Below are 24,929 nucleotides of genomic sequence, written 5' to 3' on the forward strand. Positions count from 1 at the left end.
TTAAGCATAACTACATAGCGTTTAAGTTAATATTTGAATTAGGAATATTAAGCATAACTAAAGTAATCATTCAATATTTTTATTGTTTATTTTTCTTGTTAATTTAGATATAAAATTAAAATGGTGTTTTTATTAAAACAAACGATAAAGCATTTATTAAATAAAGATATTTGACAATGAGCGAAAATAACAAAACAGAAACTAATACTAGTAAAAATATGAATAAAACTTTAATACCAAATTCTCTTAAAGAATTAAAAAAAGCCATTTATGATTACAAATCACAATTTGAAAATAAAGTTATTCTTTGTGATTATGAAGAATTTTTACAACCAGTTTTCTTTAATTTTTTTAAAGAAAATTTTAAAGATTTAAAGATTAAAAAACTTATTGGTTTTAATTTAATGGATGAAAATAAGCAACCTATTAAGTATATTTTTGAAAACAATGATATAGTTAAAGAAAAACTTGATGGAACTAGTGGTTGGAACAACAAACTTTTTAATGATATTTTAGTTAAGGAAAACGTTGATATCGTTCTTGCTTCACCTCCTTTTGGTAGTGATGAAACGAAAAAAGCGGAGTTTAAAAAAAACTTAGAAGAACTTATAAAAGAAAATAGAAAGTTTTTATTGGTAACTTTTAATTATGCGATTAGATATATTAATGAATTAATTATTCAAGATAAAGTTCGTATTGGTTTGCGATCAAGCTCTTTTTTTAGAAATCGTTATTTTATAAAAGGTGATAATAGCGGTTGAAATAGGTTCTTTTATACAAATCTAGAATATGAATTTGTTGATCAAAAAAATGATGAAAAATACATAAAATGATCCAATAAAGATTATCAAGAGCACCCTAAAGTATTTTTTAAAAACGAAGAATTATTGCTTTTTACTTCAAATAATAGAAAGAAAATTAAAGCAAAAATAGCAAGAAATTTAAGTTGAAATAACATTCCGTCTGACTATTACGATAAAGTTGTTTGTGAAGTAGGTTTTGCACGACATTTAGCGCAGAAAGGATTTAAATATTTAGGTTCATGTGAAGCTAAGGATTTGGTTTTAAACAATGACACACAAGAAAAATATCCAAAAATTTTATCTAACGATAAAAGAACTACATACATCATTGTTCAAAGAAATAAACCCTTAAACGAAACTAAGAAATCTATTAAGGGATACAACGCAATATTTTATGGACTACCTGGTTGTGGTAAAAGTTATAAGATTTCTGAAGAAATAAAAAAAGAAGGTGCAAAATATTTCAGAACAGTCTTTCATCCAGATTATTCTAATGCTGATTTTGTTGGACAAATCATTCCTAAAATAAATGATGATCTAAGTGTTAGTTACTCATTTAACCCAGGGCCGTTTAGTTTAGCTTTACAAGAAGCTTATAATAATTTAAATGAACCAGTGTATTTAATTATCGAAGAAATTAATCGTGGTAATGGAGCAAGCATTTTTGGAGAATTATTCCAGTTATTAGACCGTGATGAAAATGGTTGTAGTCAATACGGAATTAACCATGTTAATTTAATGGACTTTTTAATTAAAAACAACGGTAAAAAAGAACAAAATATTAATGCTTTAAAATTGTTAAATCAAAATAATTTTAGTTCTGAAAATGATCATGAAAATTATCAAATTTATATACCTAGTAATTTGATAATTTTAGCAACAATGAACACAAGCGATCAGAATGTTTTTGTTTTAGATACAGCATTCAAAAGAAGATGAGAATTTGTTTTGATTTCAAATGAATTTAGCGATCAAGAACAACATCAAAACTATTTCATACCAGGAACATCATTAACTTGGAAAAAGTTTTTAAACAAAATTAATAACGAAATTCTTGACACTAAAAGATCATTCTCAACCCTTGAAGATAAACGCTTAGGTAAGTATTTTGTTAGTAAAAAATTCTTAATCAACCCAAATGATAATAGCCAAATTGATGACAACGAAATAAAAAATAAGTTTGCTCAAAAAGTGTTTGAATATTTATGAAACGATGTCTTTAAATTTGAACGCAAAAAAGTGTTTAAGGAATCATATTTTGATGATCAAAATATGAAACAAGAAATCAAAACATCAGAAGATTTGATTAATGCTTTTGTTCAAGGTTATGAAATATTTAATGAGTTTGTTGATATCAAATTCTTTGATGAAAAACAAACCAATCAAGAATAATTAATATTATTTGTTCTAATGAGAAAAATCGATGACATTAAATACAAATGATCTGATAAACATAATGAGATTATTTGTATGCCAAGCAGCGCTAATGAAAAAAGTGATAAACGTTTTGTTGGCATTAAGGTTGAAAAAAGTGATGAAAATAATAAGAAAAGAATTGTTAAATTCTTTTATCCAGAAGCATATAAATTAAGTATTGAAGATGATTATGAAAATGATGATTTAGTTGAAATTAATGATGATAAGAAAGATTTAATTCTTAATGATATTCAATTGATCTTAGAATCAATTTATTTGCTATCAAAACATGCGTCTGAAAACGATGAACAAGACGAAGAATTAGATCACAATTTGCCACTTAAAGCAATGGAGTATATTATTAATGACTATTTAATTAACAAAAGATACATTAATAATCAAAAAGAATATAAGGTTGGAATTTATGACAAGATCAACTGAAAAAGAACATTACAAAACCAACCATTTATTTCTAATACCAACATCATTTATCCTTATTTTGTTTCAGAAATTAAAACCCATAAAGATAATTTAATTACAGAAATCTATATGTATTGCGTTAAGCAATCATTTGATTATTTTGGTTGATTTTATGATCTTCAATTTGATGAAACAATTGATTATAATCAATTGTTTAATCCTGATAAATATCTAGCAGCCATTGATTCTGAATTACATAAAACATTCATTGAACAATCCCAAGAGCGATTAGTTAATATGAGAAATATTATTAGCTTTTTTGCTCGTAAAAAAGCTAATAATCAAAACCTTGGTTATGGAATTGATAAATATGAATTAGTCTTTGAAAAAATGCTTGATAAGTTGTTTAGTAATGTTACTGATAAAAGCATTTTTTATCCTCAGGGGTATTGAAAAATTGATGATAAAAATGAATTAAAAACTCCTTTACGACCAGATTGTATTATGGTTGATAATAATGATCTTTATATTATTGATGCCAAATATTATCGCTATGGTATTAGCAAAAACCCAAATGATTTACCAGATAGTAGTAATATGGCTAAACAGATAATTTATGGTCAATATAACTATTTTAGAAATATTTACAACCATGTTTATAACATCTTTATTTTGCCTTATAAAAAGCAAAATAAAGATGATCAAACCCTGAAATATTTTGGTTATGCCAGTCTTAATTGAAATTATGAAAATTTAGATCATCAAAAGATCAGAGGTCTTTTTATTGATCTTAACTTCTTAGTTAATAATTGGTTTAAAAACAACCACGAAATTAAAGAAGAATTTAAAAAAATAATCAAGAATCATTAATAAAAAATTACTATCCAAAATGGATAGTAATGATTTGTTAAAAAATAGAATTAAAACTTAATTAGAAAGTATGAATTGATTTAATTCTTTTTCATTTCCAGGAAACATGTCATATACTATTTCTTCTTTGTTTCCAATTATCGCATCTGAAATTTTAAAAGATATAAATTCAATTCTTATTCTAATCGACTTCATAAACATAGGATATATTAAATTAGGACCTACAGCAAAGATTATTAACATAATAATGCTCATTCCTGTAAGTGCTTTGTCGTATGTTTTGAAATAAAATCATGATCATTTAATTATGATGCTTAATAAAATGATTGGGGTTATATAACTAATAATTGATAAAGCCGCACCAACACCAATAATTGCGTTATTTTTCGAAATAAATCCATATATTAATAAACCTATTCCTATTATTAGTGATAATAGTGTTCCTCAAATGATTTTAGCGAATAAACTGTATTTATCTATTAAGCGTTCAATTTTTGTTTCTTGTTCAACTCAGAACGGAGTATTTCCTTTTACTACTTTCATATATTTTATTTAGTTTTTATCAATCAATTAAAGCTTGTTAATTTTTGTGTGATGATTTTAATATCGTTTTTTTAAGAAATAATATTAGCGATTTTTTATAAACACAAAACTAAATTAATGAAACCAAAAAAAAAAAAAAAACAAGACTATAGCAAAAATGATGATTGATAATCATTAATTTAAATAACAATATATTTGTTAATAAAAAATTACTATCCAAAATGGATAGTAATTTTAAAATCATTCTTTTAGATATATTAATACTGCTGAGAATAAAGGGTTGAAATTAACATATCAATTTCTTGCCATTTATCAGGGAATAAATCTGGAACTTGCATTTCATCTTTGTTTCTGTCCATAACTAAATTTAAGAGTTCAATTATGAAAAGAATTCTTATTTTAACAGCATTAATAAAGAAGAATAAAGCCATGAAGTAGAAAAGAAATGTGAATGGAGTTACGATAATTGCAAAGTATATCATCTTTCTATCGTACTTTTTGAAATACCATCACAATCATTTATATGTAATAATGGTTGAAGCAATATTAAATATAAGCGATAAAGCTATAAAAACTATAAAGTATATATAACCATTTTGGCTAAATAATCCAATGAATAAACCAATACCAATTGCAATTAAGATAATAGGTATAACTTGTATTCAAAACATTTTTGTTAGCTTATGGAATATTTTTTTTAGATTATTTTGATCGTTAAATCATTCTGGCTGGCTGCCTTTAATTATTTTATTTTTCATAATATAGATTAACGTGCTGCTTGTTTTTCATCATTAGCTAACTTATGAACTTTTTGCATTCAAGGAAAATTGCGAGACATACGAATAACTTTAATGTTATTTTTATATTTAACTTTTTCTAACGCCTTTAACATAGACGAAATTGGTTGAGTTATTCTTCTTTGCCCTATATTTATTCCGTGTAATAATAAATTGGTTTCTTGTACGATTTCTTGATTATCTGCAAAAATGTAAATTTTGTTATTTCTTAATTCTCTATATTCTTTGGTTTGATTAAATGCTGAATTTAAAAGCTTTAATGATATTTTAAAAGCAAAAGCTTCGCTAGCAATTCCTCCTAAATTAGAATTGGTGTAATGACCGTTATCGAATCAATCAGATCATTCTACTGGATCATTTGCTTCCCATTCTTCATTAGTTAAATAAGCTATTGCTGCTCCTGCCATTATTTCATCACCGTTAGAATAAGCTCCATCGATGAAAACGAATATATCACTTGCTTTACAAGTTTTTAAAAAGCTATCTCATTGGTTATTGTTAGTAATTTGCTCTCTAGCAACTTTGTTAAGAATTTCTTCTTTTTTCATAGATGATTATTTTTAGAATTATTTTTTAAAAAAATTAATGGTTAACAATCACAAACGGAATAAATTGTTCACGTTTGAAAAATAAAATCTTAATTTTATGTTTTTTAAGTAAATAAATATACAAAATCATCGAAGGAATAAAGTCCAACAACATTCCACAACCAAACATAATACTGATATTTAATAACGACGGAACAAACACACCTGTTGTGTATAAAATAAACATCATACCGTAATATCCGATATCAATACAAAGTGATTGGAATAACATGTAATTTGTTTTACCTAAACCATAAAAAGTACTATCAAAGATAGTAGTATTAAACATGAAAGTGATATAAAACCCAGTTTGAATTAAAACAATATAAAACACTGTTTCATAACTATCAACATTATAAACATACTTTAACAAGGGTTTTCATACAGGTATGAAAACTAGTCATAATGCAACAAAAATACTAATTAAAATTAGATAACTAAATGTTTTTTCTTTTATTGCAATTCTTGCTTGATTAGCTACGTCTTTTTTAATGACATCAGCCAGAGCTAATGTTGGTAATAATAATAAATCTCAAATAAAACTATTAGCAATTCAATAATTACCTTGTTGGGCAACTAAATTAATCATTCTAATAATCATTAATGAGAAAACTAAATTTCTTATTAATGATTCGATTCCTGAAAAAGAACCTACTTTAAATCATGATAATAATCATCTAAAAGTTAGTTTTTGAGGTTTAAAGAAGTCAAAAGTAATCTTGTTAATTAAAAACAAGGATATGACAACGATAATTGTGTTTACAATGATGTTTGTAATTGGTATTCCGATCACACCAATATTTAATGAAAAATTTAATTGGCTGACTAAAAATACATCAAATGTTATTGATAAACCTGACTGAATAAGCAGTATGAGGTAAATATATTTATCTTTTTCAAATAAATTAAACACTAAAACTATAAATCTTCATATAGTTAAGAATAATGCTGATATAGTTTCTAATCTTACATATGTTACAGTTTGGTCAATTAATTCTAAATTTTGACCCATCAAAACAACAAGTTGTTTTGCAAAAATAATAACTATAATAGCTATTAAAATATATGTTAAGCTAATGGTAATTAAGCTTGTTTTAATTCGATTAGAAAGCGTTTTGTTATCTGAATTTTGTTCTAGTGTTAAATTATTTTGTTTAAGATTTGCTTTTCCTAATAAAAAGAAAAGTGGCAAAATTAAACCTTCTTGAATAACTTCATAAATTAGATTAATCCATGAAAGTTGTGATGCAATGTTTATATTATTAGCATCAGGAAAACTTCCTAATATATGAATTCTTATAACTTTATAGATGCTAGGTATGAATAAGGTTAAAAAGATAGCAAAAAACATTTTGTAGTCAATTTCGCGAAAAATTGTTTTTAAACTAGTTCTGACCATAAATTATCAATCCTTGTTTTGTGATTATCAATTCATGTATATAAATAATCGACTCAGTCTTTTGTTTTCTGATATCACTTATTGTTTTTGTTTAGCGAAGCGTTAATTTTATCTATTCTGTAAATAAATTTATCTGATAGATTTTTAGCTATTTCGCTATCGTTATAAGTTTTTAAACCTATTTTCAACTCTTGGAAAATTTTATCTACTGGCTTAGATGGATCGCCAATATTTATTCATAAAATTAAGATATAACAAACATCTAGTCAATTATGATCAATAGAAACACTATCCCAATCAATAATTCCGTTTATTTTACTTAGGTTGTTATCAAAAACTACATTTAATGGCGAAATATCATTATGACAAATCACCTTATTGGATTGAGTGTATTTTTTTGATAATGTATGAAATTCCTTTGTGATATTAAGAATTTCTATTAAGTGTTTTTGATCAGTAAAACCAACTTCATCAAAGCAATATCCATCTATATAACTAAAAATATTGCGATGCTTGCTATCAATTCCAAGGAATTTTGGAGCATACTTAAAATTTTGTTTTTCAAAAAAGTTTAAAACATCATAAACTAATTCATCGTTGTGATGTTTTGGTCTTCTTACAGTGTCATTTATTCTTATGACATCTGGGTGTGTCCTACCTCCTTTTAATTTAATTTCAATTTTCATATTAAAAACATTAATGTTGTTAATACAAATTAATGAAAACAAAAAAAAAAAAAAAGCAACCCCCAAAATTCAAAGAAGATTGAGGGTTGCTAAATTTAATAGTTAAATTTAAATATTAGAAGAATTATCTAAAACACTATCACTACAATAAAACTGATATTCACTAATCATTAAAAATATGTTAGGATTTTTATGAATTTATTTTTGATGGAAATAAATTCAAAACATTAGACTCCTTTTTTATCTATAAATTTATTATTTAAAATTAGAGTTTCTTTTATCGTCATTTTCTTTGTTTTCTTATAAGTTTTTTCCTTTTTTACTGACTAAGTAATAGGTTGGAATTTTTGATTTTTTTCATGTAGGTAATATCTATTATCAAAAATAACATGAAGTTATTCTTGATAATTAAGACATATCTAAATGCATAATTATTATTTATTTTTGCATTAGTTAGAGACATTTATTATTTTTATAAAATAGCTTTATTATGATCTTTGTTTGTAGGGGATTCAAAGATATAATAAAGAAGAAATATGAGCTCATAATAAACAAAACAAACACAGCCATTAGATGGTATGGGCTGTGTTTTTTTTATTATTAAAACGATTTAAACCAATTAAATTAATTTTGTATATCAGAACTTTAATAAAAATAGATAAAAAAATTAAAAACTTGTGCGATATTAAGTGTTAAAAATCATAAATTTAATTAAGAATTTCTGATATTAATTTTTATTTTTTAATCTAATTAAAAATAGATGTAAAAAGAAAGAAGGGTCTTCTATCAACTTCAAAAAAACTGTTTATGAAATCTTAAAAACATCTTGTCATAACGAACAAAATTTAAAGTTGTTTAAATCAAAATTGCGTGTTTTGTTTATGAAGGTTTTATTTAAAGCTGAAACCAACATACCAAGTGCATTTACTGATCGTTTTAATATCATGATGGAAATTTTTGATGGTTATGAAGATGTTGCTAAGAAATTTGTTAAAGAATTTGATGCTGATGTATTTAGTCAGTTTGTGGCCGAAGGAATGGCATCAATTCAAGATTTTCAATTTGATGATTTTCAAACTTTCTGTTCTAAGAATGGCAAGTTTGTGATGGTATTGTTGTATTTATTAAAAGAGATTGTTGATAGTTCTTGATTTTCTTTTAAAAACGTTTGATTAACTGAAAAATTCAAAGAATGTTATGTAGATGAATTAAAAGCAAGCAAAATTAATTTATATAAAAAGATAAATGGATTTAAATCAGTTTATATCTTTGATGAACTGATATTTTTGATGAATTATCTAGACAATATAAAACTTGAAAAACAAGAAAAAACCATAAACCCTGATGATGAAAATAAGATATTAGAATATCGTAGAGCGAGTTTAGATTTAATTTCATTTATGAAATTTAAAAAGCCAAAAGAATTATTAAATAAAGGAAATTTACTTTATTGTTTAAATCGCAAACGCTTTATTTTAAATGTTATTCCAGCTCTTTATGAATATGGGCTAGAATGATTAGAAACAAATAAATACAAATTTAGCGATAAATGTTCTTTTGAATCATTCACTCAATTAGATGCTAAAACCCAAAAAGAACTGACCTTATATCCTGGTCTAAAAATGATGAAAGACTTGTTTATAGACAATGAATTTATTAAAAATGATAATTTTTTAAACAAGCATTGTTTTGAAAATAACTGCAATTATGACAAGTTAATTATGGAATTTTATGATGTTGCTAATGGTGCTAGAAAAAGATTTATTGATAAAAATGTAGATTAAACTTTTTTTAAATAAATTAGTTAAATTTACCGAATATTTTGATTATTTTTGAATAAATTATTTTGCTTAAAAATAATCAAGATAAATATAAATGGCATTTGTTAATTAATGATTTAATTCAATAAAAAATAAGAAATTTATTGAATAATTTGGTTTTTAATAAAAACAAATATTTTAATTAAAACCCCAAATAAAAAAAAAAAAAAAAACTATATTAAAAGTGTCAAATAATAAATTCATGAAGAAAAAAATTTTACATAAATTAATCACCACATTTTCATTTGTTAGCTTTTCTTCATTAGTGCTGTCTTCTTGTGTTAATGTGGAATCTATTAAAGCTGGAACAGAACCTCCAAGCGATACCGATAAAAACAAAGGAGGTGGTGATAATGTTAATAAACCAATCAATGGTTCTCCTAATGATCAAACACCGCCAGCTGATAAAACAGGTCCAGTAACTGATTTTGAATTAGGTGATCAACCACATGATTTTGATAGAGAAATAGAAGAAGTTCAAACGTATTTAGATTCTTTAAATGAAGAGTCGTTTAAATTAGTTCAATCTAAAGATAATGATCAAGAATTAGATAAATCTCAAACAGATGTTGATCAAGTTACAAGTGAAAACTTTAAATTAGTTAATGCTAGTTCTAATAGTCCAGAAGGTTGAAAATCAAGCTATGCTCTGACAACAAGTCAACAAAATGCAACAGTTACATTAACTGTTAGCCTTCAGAAAGAATCAGTAACATTACAATCACAAAGAATTACTTTTAGCGGATTTAAACAAATTAGCCAGACAATTTCAAGTAGTTTGATTACTGATGTAAAAGTTGGTGAGAAAGATCATCAAACTGATCAAAAAGCATTAGACTTAGGAAGTGCTGAATTTAAAACTCTTGTTGATTTGAATAAACAAGAATCATCAAGTCCTAACGCAACAACATTAGGATTAACCGAAGGATTACTTAAATCATTTAATGATAACGGTGTTAATAAAGATAAAATCCAATCAGTTTTAAGCTCAAGTCCAAAAGCTCAAAAAGAAAATTTCTACATCATAGGTAAAGCTAAAGTAGAAAACGCATGAAAAAATGAAGGCGATTTCCATGTTAATTTCTACCTAACACCAAAAGAAAATGAAAAGCTTTATTTAGGAATAAAGAATACAGACCTTAAATTAGAAATTCCAGGAATTTTAATTAAAGACATTATTCCTGATGATTTAGAACTTACAATTAGTAAATTAAAAGATAATATTGCTCAATTTGATGCTAGCCAACAATCAAATCTAGAAGCGTATAAAAACCTTATTAATTCTGAAGCTGATAGTTCAAAATATCGATTTAATGAATCTACTCAAAGATTAACATTTACAACCGATGCTGGATCTACATTTAGAATTAACCCACTTCAAATTCCTTATATTGAACAAAAAAATAATCACAAAATTTTATTCAAAGTTAGATATATCTTTGATGGTCAAAAAGTTAATTACGACTTCTGAAGAACAAAAGTTAGATACAAGAAAATAGTAAGAGATAATAACTTAACTTCAGAAGCAATATCAAGTTCAGAATTAAATAACAACGATAATTTAATGAATTTCTATAACAATAACACGAATGGTAACGTGGATACTGATAGTAAATTCTTCTGAACTGGAACCTACTATTCAATTACTGACAATAATGTGGATAGCACAGATACTGAAATCTGAGGTGACCAAAATAAAGATAATGGTGATGGTGTTTATCAAATGGTTAACTGAAAAGCTAATTCAAACAGCAACAACCGTGATGAATTAATGGACTCAAATAAAGATGAGGCATCAAACTACATTCTATACACAAGAATTGGGTATAACAAAGAAAATGCTGACTCATTTGCACACTACTGACCAAAAACACTAACAATTCTTCACATTAATAACAAAAAATAAACTAGATTAAATTCCAAACTTAAATAAAAATATAAGGACCATTAAGGTCCTTATTTTTTGCATATAATCTTCTATAAAATAAAAAAATCTTACCCAATTGCAATGGGTAAGATCATATAAAAAATCTCTAAATTATTAATGGTGCCGAATACGAGAATTGAACTTGTCTCTGATGCTTACCATGCATCTGTTTTACCACTAAACTAATTCGGCATAACTAAATAATTATACCTAAATAAAACTAATAACGACTTACAATCTTACGTTATTAAATACCAAATAATCTTGTTCAATGATATTTTGCTTATGAGTTGAAAGATCTGATTGATCCATAATTTTATTTTTAAGCTCGCTATCAATCAAATCTGAGATTTGGTAATGTTCTCTATTTAAAATGCTTAAAACCCTCTCAGAGCCCTTCCCTGTCGCTTTAGGAGTGTATTTTAAGATAGTTCTTGATTGTCAATCAGAATTTTCTGATTTTAATTCATCAAGTGAACTGTATTTCTTGCTTTTAAAGTTGGAAATATCAAAGTTGGAATAGATCTTAGCAACCAAATGGTTATCTTGATTAAGATAAACTGGAAAAAACTGAATGTTGGTTATTGTGTAATTGATCGTAATTACAACTTTGCCATCTTTGGTTTCACCATTAATTGTATTTGTTCTTATCCCTGAATTTTGATCATTAAAATAAACTACACTATGAAAAGTTGAATATCCTAATAGTGTGCTGATGGCTGAAAAAGGATTTTGGGATTTGTATTTATTTTCAAAATAATCAGCATATGGTTTTAATGTTTTATTGTTATCAAAGTATTGATTAGTTATTACTTTAGCTTGTTCAAAGGTTGTTATTTGATTGGTATCTGGTTTTGAGTTTGAACATGCTGATAAGACGGTTGGAATTAAAAATAATCCTGATAAGTTTAAAGCAATAACTTTAAAGCTAAATCGTTTTTTTGATAACTTCATTTGTTAATTTTTATTGATTATTTGCTTAATTATAAAACATAAGAATTTATAAAAAATTAATTAGAAACCACTATTAAAAATAATAGTTTTTACTTCCTTATTATATAAAGAGAGGATTTTAGCTAGTTTTAAATAGATATTTTTTAAGCACTTTTTTAATTCAACACACTTGCTTTTTTTGTTTAGAAACAAAAAATCAAAGCGATTAAACCATAAATCTAATAAGTTTTATTCTGATGAGTAAAAAAGTTTAAAAATCTTAATAATATAAATAATATTATTAACAAAAATTGTGGTTTTAAAACTGTTGAAAACAAGCTTTTAGCTCATTAAAATATTTGTAATTAGCATTCGAATTATGAAACTAAAACGCATCAATAAAAAAACTTTTTTAACCACATTAACAACATTACCATTACTTAGTCTTGGTGGTGTAGCATTAAGTGGTGTTACTTCTTGAAATAACGATCAATCAAGCTTTATTTTAAGCAATCATGAAGCTAGTGCTGTTAGTAATACTGATAAAAAAGTCTTAAAGAAATGAGATAACAATCTAGAAAAATACAGCAAAATTGATAATGATAGAACTTTATTTTTAGGTAAAAACTTCCTAAGATTAAACAATAGCGTTGTATTTGATACTAACCAAAAGAAATTGGTGCAAAAAACAACAATTGGTGTTTATGATGAACTAAACAACCAATTACAAGCTATCGAATTATCAAACGATTACAAACAACTATATTTTATTGATGATAATGATCCTTCTAAGGGTTTTGTAGTTTCAGATGATCAAAATAATGCTATTTACTACCCAATTGATATCAACGCTGGATTAATTGATAAAAACAATGCGTGATCAGTAAAAACTGCAGAAGCTGCAATCAATGTTGCTGCTTACCAAACAACACTTAGTGATGATGATAACAACTTATTAAATAAAGCTCGTATTGTTAGCTTTTCAGTAGTTAATAACAAATTAAAAGTTGTTGTTTATAACCAAAATGGTAGCTTTGAAGTTGAAAACATTCCAGACATCAACAAAGCATTTAAAAAAGTTAAGGTTGTTAAATCATTCTCAATTAATGGTGCGTTGTTTGCTGGATTAAACTTCTTTGATGAAGATAATCACTTAATTGGATCACAAATCATTAATATTAAAAATGGTTTCTATATTAATGGTGGTGCTAGTTTTGATATCAACCGTCAAATCAATGCGATGGTTTATGATGCAGAACACAATGCAATCTATGTTCAATATCACTTCATAAATGAAAACACAACAAGAATGTGATATTACTCAATTTCACCAACTGATCAGTTTGGTCAAATTGGCACAATTCCTAATGAAAATTATTTTTCAGACCTAATTTATATTAAAGGTGAAGGGATTGTTGGTGTTAATAAACAAAAAAGTAATTTAACTTTATACCCATTCCAAAAAGATCGCATTTTAGCTGCTCCAACATTTAAAGATGTTGCTTCAAGTTATACTAATGACTTCTTTAAGATTAATTCAGATAAAGTAACTAACATTATCTTTGATCAAAAAAACCAAAAGTTTAATGTCTTTTATAATGACAATATTTATACTGATGGTTTAGTTTCATTTAGTCTTAATGATTTCAAAAACAAATCAGATGTTTATCAATCAATTGTTCCTGTTTATGTTGATGAAGTTAAATTAATTGATGAAATGAACAAAGCTAGCTGACAACAAAGCTTTGCTTCAATCTATGCTAAAAATAATTTCAATGATGACTTTAAGAGTTTTTTAGTAATTCCTGAATTTTATAAAAATCTAGAAACTCAATCAAAATTAGCACAAGATCATAATTGAAACTTATCATACCAAGCTGATGAAAATGAAGGTTTAATTAATTTAAAACTGAAATTAAAATACGAAGACAGAACATTAGATTTATTAGATCGTAATATTTTTGGTTTTGAAAATGTTAATGTTGATGACATTAAAATTAATTACAACAAACTATCACCATTACTAAATAAAACACCAACTGAAATCAAACACTTATTAAGTGAAGAAAGAACTAAAGAAGCAACCAAACAAGCAATTTTTGATCTATATGGATTTGATTTAAAATACAAACAATTACCATTTGATGTCAAAATTAAAGATAGTTCAGTATTAGGCGATATTAACTTCGAATTTAGTTTTTTAACGATTAAAAACAATAAGATTACTGCTAACTTTAAACAAAATGATTTAGTGCAAAAAGACGCATTAATTACAGCAAATTCAACAAATAATGATGGTTTATTAACCTTTAATAATAACTTCAAATTATCAGTTGAACGTTGATTTATTCCAGTAGTATTAATTGCTGTGATCTTGGGAATTTTATCAATTGCTGCAATCATCTATTTTGCAATCATTCAAAGAAAATATCCAAAACTATTCGCTAACTTAAAACACAAAATCATCGCTTTAAATCCAAGTGCTAACTACAATTCAAACAATCAAGATAATTATGTAGTTAGTGATCAACTAAAACAAAAGATTAAAAAAGATCTTGATTACAAACCAACCAAGGAGATTAAATTAAAAGCAAAACCAAAAAATAAACCCTTTGACAAATTAATCAATAACATTAAAATAAGTAGAGCAAAGAAAGATTTAGAAATCAATAAAACAAAAGAGATCTTAATCGAAGATAAGCACACAACATCAAACACATACAAAACAACAAACAAGGCGGCAACGATTGACATCTTCCATCAAAAGATGGCACGAGATGAATTGAGTTGAAACCCTGAAATTAAATTAACAAAACAAATTGCATAAACTAAAATATATATACTATGGCAAAGATTAAAACACTAACAGCTGCTGAATACATTAAAGAAATCGCAGACCAAACTGATTTAAACGTTCAAGACATTAGATTAGTTATTAATTCATTACAAAACGTTTTAGCTAAAGAATTAGCTACAACTGGTGAAGTAAGATTATTTGATATTGGTAAATTCAAAGTTAAAACAACTGCTGCAAGAACTGGAATTAATCCAAAAACTAAAGAAAAAATCCAAATTCCAGAAGGTAAGAAATTAAAAGTTACCATCTCAAAAATCCTAAACGATAAAGTTTTTGGTGAAAAATAATCAATCTTAATCTTTTATAATACTTTTAATGAGCTAATCATTAAAAGTATTTTGTTATTTATATAAGTAATTTATGGCATCTAACTACAATGAAGGTAATATAAAAGTTCTTAAAGGACTAGAACCAGTAAGAAAACGTCCAGGGATGTATATTGGTTCAACTGATATTAGAGGATTGCACCACTTAGTGTGGGAGTTGTTTGATAATGCCGTAGATGAAGCATTAAATGGCTCAGCTAACAAGATTGAAGTAATTCATAAAGCTGATGGATCGATTGTTGTATCTGACAATGGTCGGGGGATTCCTGTTGGTAAAAATCCAAGCACAAAATTATCAACAGTTGATACGGTTTATACAATATTGCATGCTGGTGGAAAATTTGATGATCAGGCTTATAAAGTATCAGGTGGTTTGCACGGAGTTGGGGCATCTGTAGTTAATGCTTTATCATCAAAATTAATTGTTGTTGTTCATCGTGATGGTGGCATGTATCAATCAATTTATGGCAATGGTGGTGAGATCATTCAACCATTAAAAAAGATTGAAAAATCAACCAAACACGGAACAACCGTGCAATTTTGACCAGACAAAACAATCTTTAAAAATACGCAATTTAATTCTTCAATTATTAAAGAACGATTGCACGAATCATCATTCTTATTCAAAGGTTTAAAGATTGTTTTTATTGATGAAAACAATCCAGAATTATCACAAACATTTATTGCCAAAGATGGAATTTTAGAATACATCACTTATATCAATGAAAATAAGAAGGTTATTTCTAAATTAGTGCCATTTAAGGGTGAATATGAACGCATTGAAGTTGATGGTTGTTTGCAATATACTGACAATGAATCTGAGATCATCGTATCATTTGCTAACTCAGTAAAAACCAATGAAGGTGGAAGTCATGAAAATGGTTTTAAACAAGCAATGATTGAAACGATTAATGATTATTCTAAGAAATACAAACTAATTAATCAAAAAGATAAGGGCTTTGATTGAAGTGATATCAAAGAAGGGCTTAATGTTGTTTTAAGTGTTAAGGTTCCTGAAAAAATTATTGCTTATGAAGGTCAAACTAAAAACAAATTATTTACCCAAGAAGCAAAGAATGCAGTTTATAAAATTCTAAGCCAGCAATTGTTTTATTTCTTAGAAGAAAATAAAGCTGACGCAAAGCAATTAATTGATCGTTTTAAATTAATTAAAGAAGCTAAAGAAGCAGCTAAAAAAGCCAAAGAAAATACCAAGAAATTAAAGAGTGCTAAAACTGAACGGGTGTTGTATGGAAAACTTACTCCAGCACAACAAAAAAAACCAGAATTAAATGAGATCTTTTTAGTCGAAGGTGACTCAGCGGGCGGGACTGCTAAATCTGGTCGTGACAAGCGTTTTCAGGCAATTTTACCACTGCGTGGTAAAGTGGTTAACGTAGAAAAATCACGCTTACAAGATTTATTAAAAAATGAAGAAATTTTATCAATTATTACCTGTTTAGGTTGTGGGATTGGTAATAACTTCAACATTAAAAATTTAAAGTATCACAAGATCATTATTATGACCGATGCTGATACTGATGGTGCGCATATTCAGGTTTTATTATTAACGTTCTTTTATCGTTATATGCGTGAATTGATCGAACAAGGAAAGGTTTATATTGCACTAGCTCCACTTTATAAAATAAGTGCAAAAAACTCATCAAAATCAGCATTTGCTTGGGATGATTACCAACTTAATGAATTCAAAGAAAAATTCGGTTCATCATACGAAGTGCAACGTTATAAAGGTTTGGGTGAAATGAATTCTGAACAGTTATGACAAACAACAATGGATCCAGCCAAACGCCAATTAATTCAAGTATCAATTGAAAATGCCGTTCAAGCTGAAAGAAAAGTAGCCATCTTAATGGGTGAAGACGCAGCGATTCGTAAGAATTGAATTAATGAAAATGTTGATTTTAGTGTGGAAGAATAATGGATAAAAAAAGAATATTTAAAAAAGATCTTGATGACATTATGTCATTGAGTTTTGGGCGATATGCTAAATACATCATTCAAGAACGTGCATTGCCTGATATCCGTGATGGTTTAAAGCCAGTGCAAAGAAGAGTATTATACGGGATGTATAATTTAGGTTTGTATTACAACAAACCCTACCGTAAAGCTGCTGCTACGGTTGGTGAAGTAATCGGGAAATTTCACCCACACGGTGATTCATCAATTTATGAAGCGCTTGTACGTATGACGCAAAGTTGAAAAAACAACATCCCTTTAATTGACATGCAAGGGAATAATGGTTCAATTGATGGTGATAATGCTGCTGCGATGCGTTATACCGAAGCGCGTTTGTCTCAATATGGGAACATCATGCTAGATAATATTCATAAAGACACTGTTGTTTTTATGAATAACTTTGATGATAGTGAAGTTGAACCAACTATTTTACCAAGCTTATTACCTAACTTATTAGTAAACGGATCAACCGGAATTGCTGCTGGGTATGCGACCAACATTCCGCCATTTAATTTAAAAGAATTGATTGATGTTATTATTTTAAGAATTGATTCACCTAACTGTAAGTTAGATTCAATTCTTAAAATTATGCCAGGACCAGATTTTCCTACTGGTGGAATTATTTTAGATGATGACGGGATTAGAAATGCTTATCTAACAGGTAAAGGTAAGATTGTTATTCGTGCTAATATTGTTACTGAAAACAATAATTTAATTATTACCGACATTCCATTTGAAACTAATAAATCAAATATTATTCGTGCGATTGAAGAAATTATTGAAGCTAATAAATTACCACAACTAATTGAAGTTCGTGATGAATCTGACCGTTTTGGTATTCGTATTTTACTTGAAACTAATACGAAGGATCAAAAAGTAATTGAAACGATTAAAAACTACTTATACAAATACACACAATTACAGATCAATTACAACTTTAACCATGTTGTTATTGATCATAAAAAACCAATTCAAATGTCAATTTTTAACTATCTAGATAGTTATTTAAATCACGCATATACTGTGTTGCGTAATGGTATTAATTTTGATCTTAAAAAAGATTTAAAACGTCTAGAAATCATTAATGGTTTAATTAAAGCTACAAGCATTATTGATCAAATCGTTGCCATCATTAAAAAATCAGTTGATAAACAAGATGCAATTAATAATTTAATGGCTAAATATGGTTTTAGTCACCTACAAGCTGATGCAATTGTTTCTTTACGACTTTATCGTTTAACTAATACGGATGTTGTTTTATTAAAAGAAGAAAAACAAAGTCTAGATGAAAGAATTAAAGCTCATAAGATTTTATTAAATGACCAAAATGCTTTAAACCAACATTTAAAAGAAATCTTGAGGGGTTATAAGAAGTTATTTAATACTAAACGTAGATCAGTAATTGGTGGTAATATTGAAAAAATTGTCATCGATGAAACTGAAATCATCGAGAAAAAACAACTTTATGTTGCATGTTCAACTGATGGCTTAATCAAGAGTTTAGCTTATGATAATTACAAAAACTTAAACCTAGCAACATTAAAGATTAAACAAGATGATAGCTTGGCTGATTTAATTAAAGTTAATTCACTAAACAAGATTGCTTTGATTACTAATTATGGTAATGTTGTTGTCATTAATGCGCACAAAATTAAAGAAGCAAAACCACGTGAAATTGGTATGGATATCAACGAATTAACGACAATTAAAGATAATGAAAAAATCGTTAAATTAATCGAAATAACCAACCAAAATCAACAAATTGTTTTATTGTCAAAACTAGGAATGATTAAGAAAATTTCTAGTGCTGATTTAAACCAAATTAAATCAACTAAACCAACTGTTTGTATGAGCTTAAAAGATGATGATGAATTAATTTCAGCCAACATCATCAACGATGTGAAATCTGAAATCGTTTTAGTTACTAAAAATGCTTATGTATTAAGATTCTTAATTGATGAAGTAAGCACAACTGGGCTTAAATCAATGGGAGTAAGAGCAATTAAATTAAAAAATGATGATTACTTAGTAAGTTTTGATGAAATCAAAACTTCAACTGATCAGTTGTTATTAATTAAAAATCGTCAATTAAAAAAACTTAAAGTTTCTTTAATTGAACCACAAGCAAGAGCCACTCAAGGTAAGAACTTAAATACAACTAAAAATAAACAACCACTAATTGGTGCTTATTTATTAAACCAAAATCAACTAAGTTTATATGGTCAAAATCTTGATCATGAACTTATCAATTTAGAATTAGATAAATTAGCTATGGGTAATTTATCTTCTGATTATGTTAATTTAAATCAAGAGTATAAATCCTTCTTTTTAAACCGATTAAATAATGAATAAGAAATGTCAGGGTTGTGGTAATTTTTTATCAGACAACATTAATGATTTAGGTTATTGTGTTGATCTAAATCGCTTTAATTTATGCAAACGTTGTTTTCAATTCAAGCACTATAAAAAAATTGATGATGTTAAAAGCGTTGTCAAGGCTGATATTGATCAATATTTAAATAGCCTAGATTTGTCCAAACACTGCGTTTTTTATCTCGTTGATCCGACTAATTTCATCTTTGATCTAACGATGATCAAAACCTTAAATAAGGCTGATAATTTTTATTTAATCTTCAATAAGATTGATTATTTGGCTAAAAAGAACAATCTAGATTTAATTAAAAACCAGTTATTATTAAACCTAAAAGACAATGACATTATCTTAAAACCTGAACAGGTTTTATTTAATTCGATTTATCTTTCTTATGATTTAAAAAAGATTGATTTTTTAATTAAAAAAGCTCATAAAAAACATAAAAAAACGATCTTTTTAGGTCAATCAAATGTTGGTAAATCTTCGTTAATTAATAAGATTTTAAAGCTAAATGATATTGATAAAAAACAATACTTAACAACATCACCATATTTAAATACAACATTGCAAATTAACCAAATTAAAAAGCGTGAGTTTTGCTTATTAGATACCCCTGGTTATTTGGATGAATCAAGTGGTTTATATCAATTAGATCCTAAACGCATTAAGCGTTTAGTATCACAACAATGAAAGAATCCTGTCACTTATCAAATTACATCTGATCAAGTATTTTATTGCGAAGATTTTATTAAACTTAAAGTTAAATTAGCACCAAACATTAATCGCACATCAATAACTTTTTATTGTCCAAGTGCTTTAAGAATTCACCGCACATCAATTAAAAATGAAAATATGATTGATCAAAAATTAAATCAAATTTTCACTGATCTAAAAGACTTTAATTACTTAACTAATGATAATCACAATCATTACGAATTAAATGAAACAAAAAACAATTTATTAATCAACGGTATTGCTTTAATTAAATTTAATAAGGACATACAAGCAGTTGATATTTATCAAAAAAACAAATTAGAATCATATTTATTAGAGCATTGTTTAATTTAGATTTATGAAACAAATAATTATTTTTGGTGGTAGTTTTAATCCGATTCACAACGGCCACATCAAGATGGCTGAAAAAGCACTTGAACAAATAAAAGCTGATCGGGTTTATTTTGTGCCAACTTATCGTTCAACTTTTAAAGAACCATTTAAGGTTGGCGATAAACATCGTAGATTGATGGTTAAAAATGCTGTTAAAGTTAATTCTAAATTCCATACGAGTTGGTATGAACTAAACAACAAAAATGACAAATCTTATTTAACAGTTCAATATTTTAAAAAGAAGTTTCCTGATGCTAAAATTTACTTCTTAATTGGTAGTGATAATTTAGAAAAATTCCACTTATGGGATGAAGCAGAACAAATAGCAAAAGATTGTCAGTTATTGTATTTTTCTCGCGATAACCAATATTTAGATCACAAAAACATTAAGAAGTTCAACTTCATAAAAATTGAAGGTGAAAACGTTGATATTTCATCAACTGAAATTAGAAAAGGGATTAAAGTTATTGGTTATATGGACCAAGCAAACATTGATTATATTAATGAAAATGGTTTGTATATTACTGATCGATTAGAACACTTCTTAAAAACTAAAAAACGTTATGATCATTGTTTAAGAGTTGGTAATTTAGCAAGACGATTTGCCCAACTAAATTATCCAAAGCAAGCACAGCGTGCTTATGTTGCTGGCTGTTATCACGACTTAGCCAAAGAATTAGATGAAACTACAATGGTTAATTATCGTAATAACTGAGATCGTTCTACTCACCCAGAACCTTATAAAGAAGGTTTATCTTATCGAACCTTACATGGTTATGTAGGTGCTTGGATCTTAAAATACCAATTTGGATACAAAGACGATGAATTGATTAATGCTGTGTATTATCACACAATTAAAAGTGATAATCCAACACCACTAGAAAAAATTGTTTATCTGGCTGATAAGTTAGAATACGAACGTGTTAATCAGGATATTAATCGTTATTTCAAAATTAATAAGGCTAAAAATTTAGCTTATAAAAACATTGATAAAGCATTTGAATTAACTCAAAATGAAGTGCAAAAATATTTTCAACTTTTTCAAAAACAAAGAGAAGATAAATAAACGCTATGTGATTGTTGTAGCGATGGCTGATGAAATTGATTTAGTTATCAAAAAATATAACTATCAAAAAGTCAGCAATTCACTATTTTTATACGAATCTAAATTAATTAATGATGTTGATATTGCCATTTGTGGAATTGGTAAAACCAACGCTGCAATGTGCGTTCAACATTTGATCGAATTAGATTGTTATAAGAATATCATTAACATCGGTATTGCTGGTGCTTATAATCATGATTTAAAGCCAGGGCAATTAGTTGAAATTAACAATTTAATTTATGGTGATGTTGATGTTACTTATTTCAATTACGCTTTTGGACAAGTGCCAAAATTACCTAAAAATTATCAATTAAAATCAGGTGATTTTACATGTGTTAGCACTGATAGTTTTATCTCACGATTTAATTATTTAAAAATCATAGAAAAGCTAGAAATTCCCGTAGATTTGTTCGAAATGGAAGCTTGTGCAATAGCTCAGGTTTGTCATATTAACAACTTTAAAAACTTAAAGGTTTATAAGGTAGTTTCTGACTATATTAAACTTAATGAAATGACTGAAAAACTTGATGAAAAATTAGCTAATCATGTTTTAGAAAAAGTTGATTTTAGATTTAAAGTTTTTGATGAAATAACACAAAAAGAATTAGTTCTTAATAAAGAAGAATTAATTAATTTTGCATACCAAGTTATCTTTAATTGATTTCAAAAAACATTTGATAATCAATAATAATTTTGACTAACTAAAAAAGCCAATTAAACAACAAAAAAACACCAAGCGAACTAGTGCTTGGTGTTTTTAGTATTCAAGATTTAATTATTCAACCTTAGCGTATTTGAAGTGTAATGTGTGCTTATCAACGATGTGGTCGTGAATAGCTTGCATGAAGTCACCAACATAATAAGGTTTGTTTAAGCTGTGTTTTTGTGTTCTATGATTTTTATAGTAAGACAATTCTTTTGCTTCAACATCTAATCCATAAACAGTTAATGTGTAAATGTGATCAGCATTTGGTGGATAACATCCAAAATACATTAATGATTCTTCATAAGTGTTAGCAGTAAACATTTCAGGTAAAATACCACCAAGTTTTTTGCTAGATTTATTGTTAGCTACAAATGTTCTAGCTACACTTGAGTTATGACCTTGTCATAAAATATCATCAGCATAACGACCAATTTTTGTAGCATATCATTTTGTATGATCTAAATAAGATTGGTTAGCTTCAATCTTAGTTTTTTTAATATTTAATGCTACTCAGTGAACAAAAGCAAATCCAATAACAGGAGTTGAGTCATAATCTTCAATTAAAACCGCATAGCTTTTAGCACCAGGAATTGGTTCTCATTCTAAATCTAATGAGAATGAAGAAAATGGAGTGTTATTACGATTTTCACTAGCACCACCATGTGCTACTAAATATCCAGATTGATCAATCATTTTTGATCAAACATGTTTATTGTTACCAATTGAATGTTTTTTCATTAATTATGTTCTCCTCTAGCTTATTGCGGCTTGTATCAGAAGTGTAATTCGTGTTCACCAACACAGTGGCTAATAATCTTATTATTTAATTCAGATAAGTTAAATTGTGCTGGTAATTGCGTATCTTCAACATCTAAACCATAGATGCGAATTGTGTATAGGTGTGTATCATCTGGTGGAAGTGGTGGTAAGTAGTCACTAGCAGCTTTTGGTTTATTTTTAAACTTATTAGGGACACATTCAATCATTACCCCTCTTGAAACATCAGTAGCTGCTTGAGCTGTTGAGTTTAAACCTTGGATAATGCTTTGATCATTAATGTTTGCAGCATAAGCTAATTGATTGTTCTTAATGTTTGCCACAATTCAGTGAATAAACGCTTGTCCAACAACACGAGAAGCTTCATAATCTAATAAAACTAAAGCATAGCTTTTAGCACCTTCGATCGGGTCTCAAGCTAAATCTAGACTTTCATATCGCCCATTTTTTTGTTTAACAGTTTCATTTTTTAAATAAATACCGTTATCTCTTTGTTCAAAACATTCTGAACGAATTGCTGTTTTTTTATTCATCATAGTAAAGAGTATTATTGACACTATTATCACTATTATATAGTTAAATCAAAAAAATAATAAAAATACTGATAATTTATTTAATTTTTTTAAAAATCAACTTTATCTGGGTGATAGCCAGAACTTTCGCAATCTGTTAGTTCATCGATCGTTTTTACATCAGCTTGATCGATCATAAAACCAAAGACATCAAAGTTAGATTTAATGCGTTCATTGGTTTTTGATTTAGGTAATGGAACAATATCTTTTTGAATAATTCACTTAAGAATTAATTGAGCCACACTAACTTCGTATTGTTCTGCTAATTCAACTAATTTCTTTTGTTCTAAGATCTTAGATTGTGAAAATGGTGATCATGCTTGAATTAAGATGTTATTCTTTTTACAATAGTCAACGATTTCAGGTTGTAAGCATCCTGGATGAAATTCAATTTGATTTACCATTGGTAAAATTTTAGCCGTCTTTTTTAATGCTTCTAGATGATGTTCTAAAAAGTTACTTACACCAATCGATTTGATCTTACCTTCTAGGTATAATTCTTCCATTGCTCTTCAAGTTTCAGCATTAACTTCTTGTCAATTATCTTTAAAATCTGCACCTATTGGTCAATGGATTAAATAAAGATCTAAATAACTAACACCTAATTCTTCAATCGTATTATAAAAAGCATCCTTAGTTGATTGATAACCTTTATCTGTGTTTCAAACTTTTGAAGTAAGAAAGATCTCACTGCGATCAATCTTAGATTGTCTTATCCCTTCACCAACTGATTTTTGATTGTTATAAATTTTAGCGCCATCAATATGACGATATCCAGTTAATAATGCTTGTTTAACAGCATTAATACATTCATCGCCTTCTTGAAGTTTATAAGTGCCAAAACCAATGCTTGGCATTTTATAATTATTAGCTAATAAGTTATATTTCATTTCTTAAATTTAATCTTTCTGATTGCATTTATAAATA

20 protein-coding genes and 1 tRNA gene are annotated in these 24,929 nt (G+C 27.0%); 11 read left to right on the forward strand and 10 right to left on the reverse strand.

Annotated features, from left to right (window positions below):
- Window positions 1–176: 176 nt before the first annotated feature.
- Complete coding sequence (locus tag JJE79_RS01850; RefSeq protein ID WP_222926785.1) at window positions 177–2,195, forward strand: AAA family ATPase; 2,019 nt, start codon at window positions 177–179, stop codon at window positions 2,193–2,195.
- An 18-nt stretch (window positions 2,196–2,213) separates the two neighbouring features.
- On the forward strand, window positions 2,214–3,509 hold the full coding sequence (locus JJE79_RS01855; RefSeq protein ID WP_222926786.1) for a hypothetical protein: 1,296 nt from the start codon (window positions 2,214–2,216) through the stop codon (window positions 3,507–3,509).
- A gap of 57 nt (window positions 3,510–3,566) precedes the next feature.
- Here JJE79_RS01855 and JJE79_RS01860 read toward each other — a convergent pair whose 3' ends face one another.
- The 5 genes from JJE79_RS01860 to JJE79_RS01880 form a co-directional block, all read right to left on the reverse strand.
- Window positions 3,567–4,052 carry a hypothetical protein gene (locus JJE79_RS01860; protein WP_222926787.1) on the reverse strand — a complete coding sequence of 162 codons (486 nt, stop codon included), beginning with the start codon at window positions 4,050–4,052 and terminating at the stop codon, window positions 3,567–3,569.
- Window positions 4,053–4,309: 257 nt separating this feature from the next.
- The gene (locus JJE79_RS01865) at window positions 4,310–4,810 is read right to left on the reverse strand and encodes a hypothetical protein (RefSeq protein ID WP_222926788.1); all 501 of its coding nucleotides are present in this window, start codon (window positions 4,808–4,810) and stop codon (window positions 4,310–4,312) included.
- 8 nt (window positions 4,811–4,818) lie between these two features.
- Window positions 4,819–5,397, reverse strand: a complete 579-nt coding sequence (locus JJE79_RS01870) for a hypothetical protein (protein ID WP_222926789.1) — start codon at window positions 5,395–5,397, stop codon at window positions 4,819–4,821.
- Between the two features lie 34 nt (window positions 5,398–5,431).
- Window positions 5,432–6,835 (reverse strand): MATE family Na+-driven efflux transporter, encoded by a 1,404-nt coding sequence (locus tag JJE79_RS01875; RefSeq protein WP_222926790.1) that lies wholly within the window; start codon window positions 6,833–6,835, stop codon window positions 5,432–5,434.
- Window positions 6,817–7,521: a phosphotransferase gene (locus JJE79_RS01880; protein WP_222926791.1), complete on the reverse strand. Its 705-nt coding sequence runs from the start codon at window positions 7,519–7,521 to the stop codon at window positions 6,817–6,819. The genes JJE79_RS01875 and JJE79_RS01880 overlap by 19 nt, the downstream gene beginning before the upstream one ends.
- A gap of 881 nt (window positions 7,522–8,402) precedes the next feature.
- On the opposite strand from JJE79_RS01880, the gene JJE79_RS01885 reads away from it, so the two are divergent.
- Both JJE79_RS01885 and JJE79_RS01890 read left to right on the forward strand, forming a co-directional pair.
- A complete protein-coding gene (locus JJE79_RS01885) occupies window positions 8,403–9,305 on the forward strand; it encodes a hypothetical protein (protein ID WP_222926792.1) in 903 nt (300 codons plus the stop codon).
- A 238-nt stretch (window positions 9,306–9,543) separates the two neighbouring features.
- On the forward strand, window positions 9,544–11,247 hold the full coding sequence (locus JJE79_RS01890) for a hypothetical protein (protein ID WP_222926793.1): 1,704 nt from the start codon (window positions 9,544–9,546) through the stop codon (window positions 11,245–11,247).
- A gap of 139 nt (window positions 11,248–11,386) precedes the next feature.
- Here JJE79_RS01890 and JJE79_RS01895 read toward each other — a convergent pair.
- A tRNA-Thr gene (locus tag JJE79_RS01895) sits at window positions 11,387–11,460 on the reverse strand.
- 39 nt (window positions 11,461–11,499) lie between these two features.
- Window positions 11,500–12,222 carry a hypothetical protein gene (locus JJE79_RS01900; protein ID WP_222926794.1) on the reverse strand — a complete coding sequence of 241 codons (723 nt, stop codon included), beginning with the start codon at window positions 12,220–12,222 and terminating at the stop codon, window positions 11,500–11,502.
- Window positions 12,223–12,580: 358 nt separating this feature from the next.
- On the opposite strand from JJE79_RS01900, the gene JJE79_RS01905 reads away from it, so the two are divergent.
- The 7 genes from JJE79_RS01905 to JJE79_RS01935 all read left to right on the forward strand — a co-directional run bounded on the left by JJE79_RS01905 (window position 12,581) and on the right by JJE79_RS01935 (window position 22,635).
- Entirely contained in the window at window positions 12,581–15,028 is a 2,448-nt protein-coding gene (locus JJE79_RS01905) for a hypothetical protein (protein ID WP_222926795.1), read from the forward strand.
- A gap of 17 nt (window positions 15,029–15,045) precedes the next feature.
- Complete coding sequence (locus JJE79_RS01910) at window positions 15,046–15,345, forward strand: HU family DNA-binding protein (RefSeq protein ID WP_222926796.1); 300 nt, start codon at window positions 15,046–15,048, stop codon at window positions 15,343–15,345.
- Between the two features lie 73 nt (window positions 15,346–15,418).
- Window positions 15,419–17,323, forward strand: a complete 1,905-nt coding sequence (gene parE, locus JJE79_RS01915; protein WP_222926797.1) for a DNA topoisomerase IV subunit B — start codon at window positions 15,419–15,421, stop codon at window positions 17,321–17,323.
- Entirely contained in the window at window positions 17,323–19,713 is a 2,391-nt protein-coding gene (gene parC / locus JJE79_RS01920) for a DNA topoisomerase IV subunit A (protein WP_222926798.1), read from the forward strand. The genes parE and parC overlap by 1 nt, the downstream gene beginning before the upstream one ends.
- The gene (locus tag JJE79_RS01925; protein ID WP_222926799.1) at window positions 19,706–20,803 is read left to right on the forward strand and encodes a GTPase; all 1,098 of its coding nucleotides are present in this window, start codon (window positions 19,706–19,708) and stop codon (window positions 20,801–20,803) included. The genes parC and JJE79_RS01925 overlap by 8 nt, the downstream gene beginning before the upstream one ends.
- 4 nt (window positions 20,804–20,807) lie before the next feature.
- Window positions 20,808–21,908: a nicotinate-nucleotide adenylyltransferase gene (locus tag JJE79_RS01930; protein ID WP_222926800.1), complete on the forward strand. Its 1,101-nt coding sequence runs from the start codon at window positions 20,808–20,810 to the stop codon at window positions 21,906–21,908.
- Window positions 21,856–22,635 carry a 5'-methylthioadenosine/S-adenosylhomocysteine nucleosidase gene (locus JJE79_RS01935; protein ID WP_222926801.1) on the forward strand — a complete coding sequence of 260 codons (780 nt, stop codon included), beginning with the start codon at window positions 21,856–21,858 and terminating at the stop codon, window positions 22,633–22,635. Before JJE79_RS01930 ends, JJE79_RS01935 begins: the two co-directional genes overlap by 53 nt.
- An 87-nt stretch (window positions 22,636–22,722) precedes the next feature.
- Here the strand turns inward: JJE79_RS01935 and JJE79_RS01940 are convergent, their stop codons facing one another.
- The 3 genes from JJE79_RS01940 to JJE79_RS01950 form a co-directional block, all read right to left on the reverse strand.
- On the reverse strand, window positions 22,723–23,391 hold the full coding sequence (locus JJE79_RS01940; RefSeq protein ID WP_222926802.1) for a YbhB/YbcL family Raf kinase inhibitor-like protein: 669 nt from the start codon (window positions 23,389–23,391) through the stop codon (window positions 22,723–22,725).
- 20 nt (window positions 23,392–23,411) lie between these two features.
- The gene (locus JJE79_RS01945; protein ID WP_222926803.1) at window positions 23,412–23,963 is read right to left on the reverse strand and encodes a YbhB/YbcL family Raf kinase inhibitor-like protein; all 552 of its coding nucleotides are present in this window, start codon (window positions 23,961–23,963) and stop codon (window positions 23,412–23,414) included.
- 89 nt (window positions 23,964–24,052) lie between these two features.
- Window positions 24,053–24,892: an aldo/keto reductase gene (locus tag JJE79_RS01950; protein WP_222926804.1), complete on the reverse strand. Its 840-nt coding sequence runs from the start codon at window positions 24,890–24,892 to the stop codon at window positions 24,053–24,055.
- Window positions 24,893–24,929 lie beyond the last annotated feature (37 nt).

Origin of the sequence: Mycoplasma sp. E35C (assembly GCF_019873825.1) — a bacterium.
Lineage (GTDB): Bacteria > Bacillota_I > Bacilli_A > Mycoplasmatales > Mycoplasmoidaceae > Mycoplasmoides.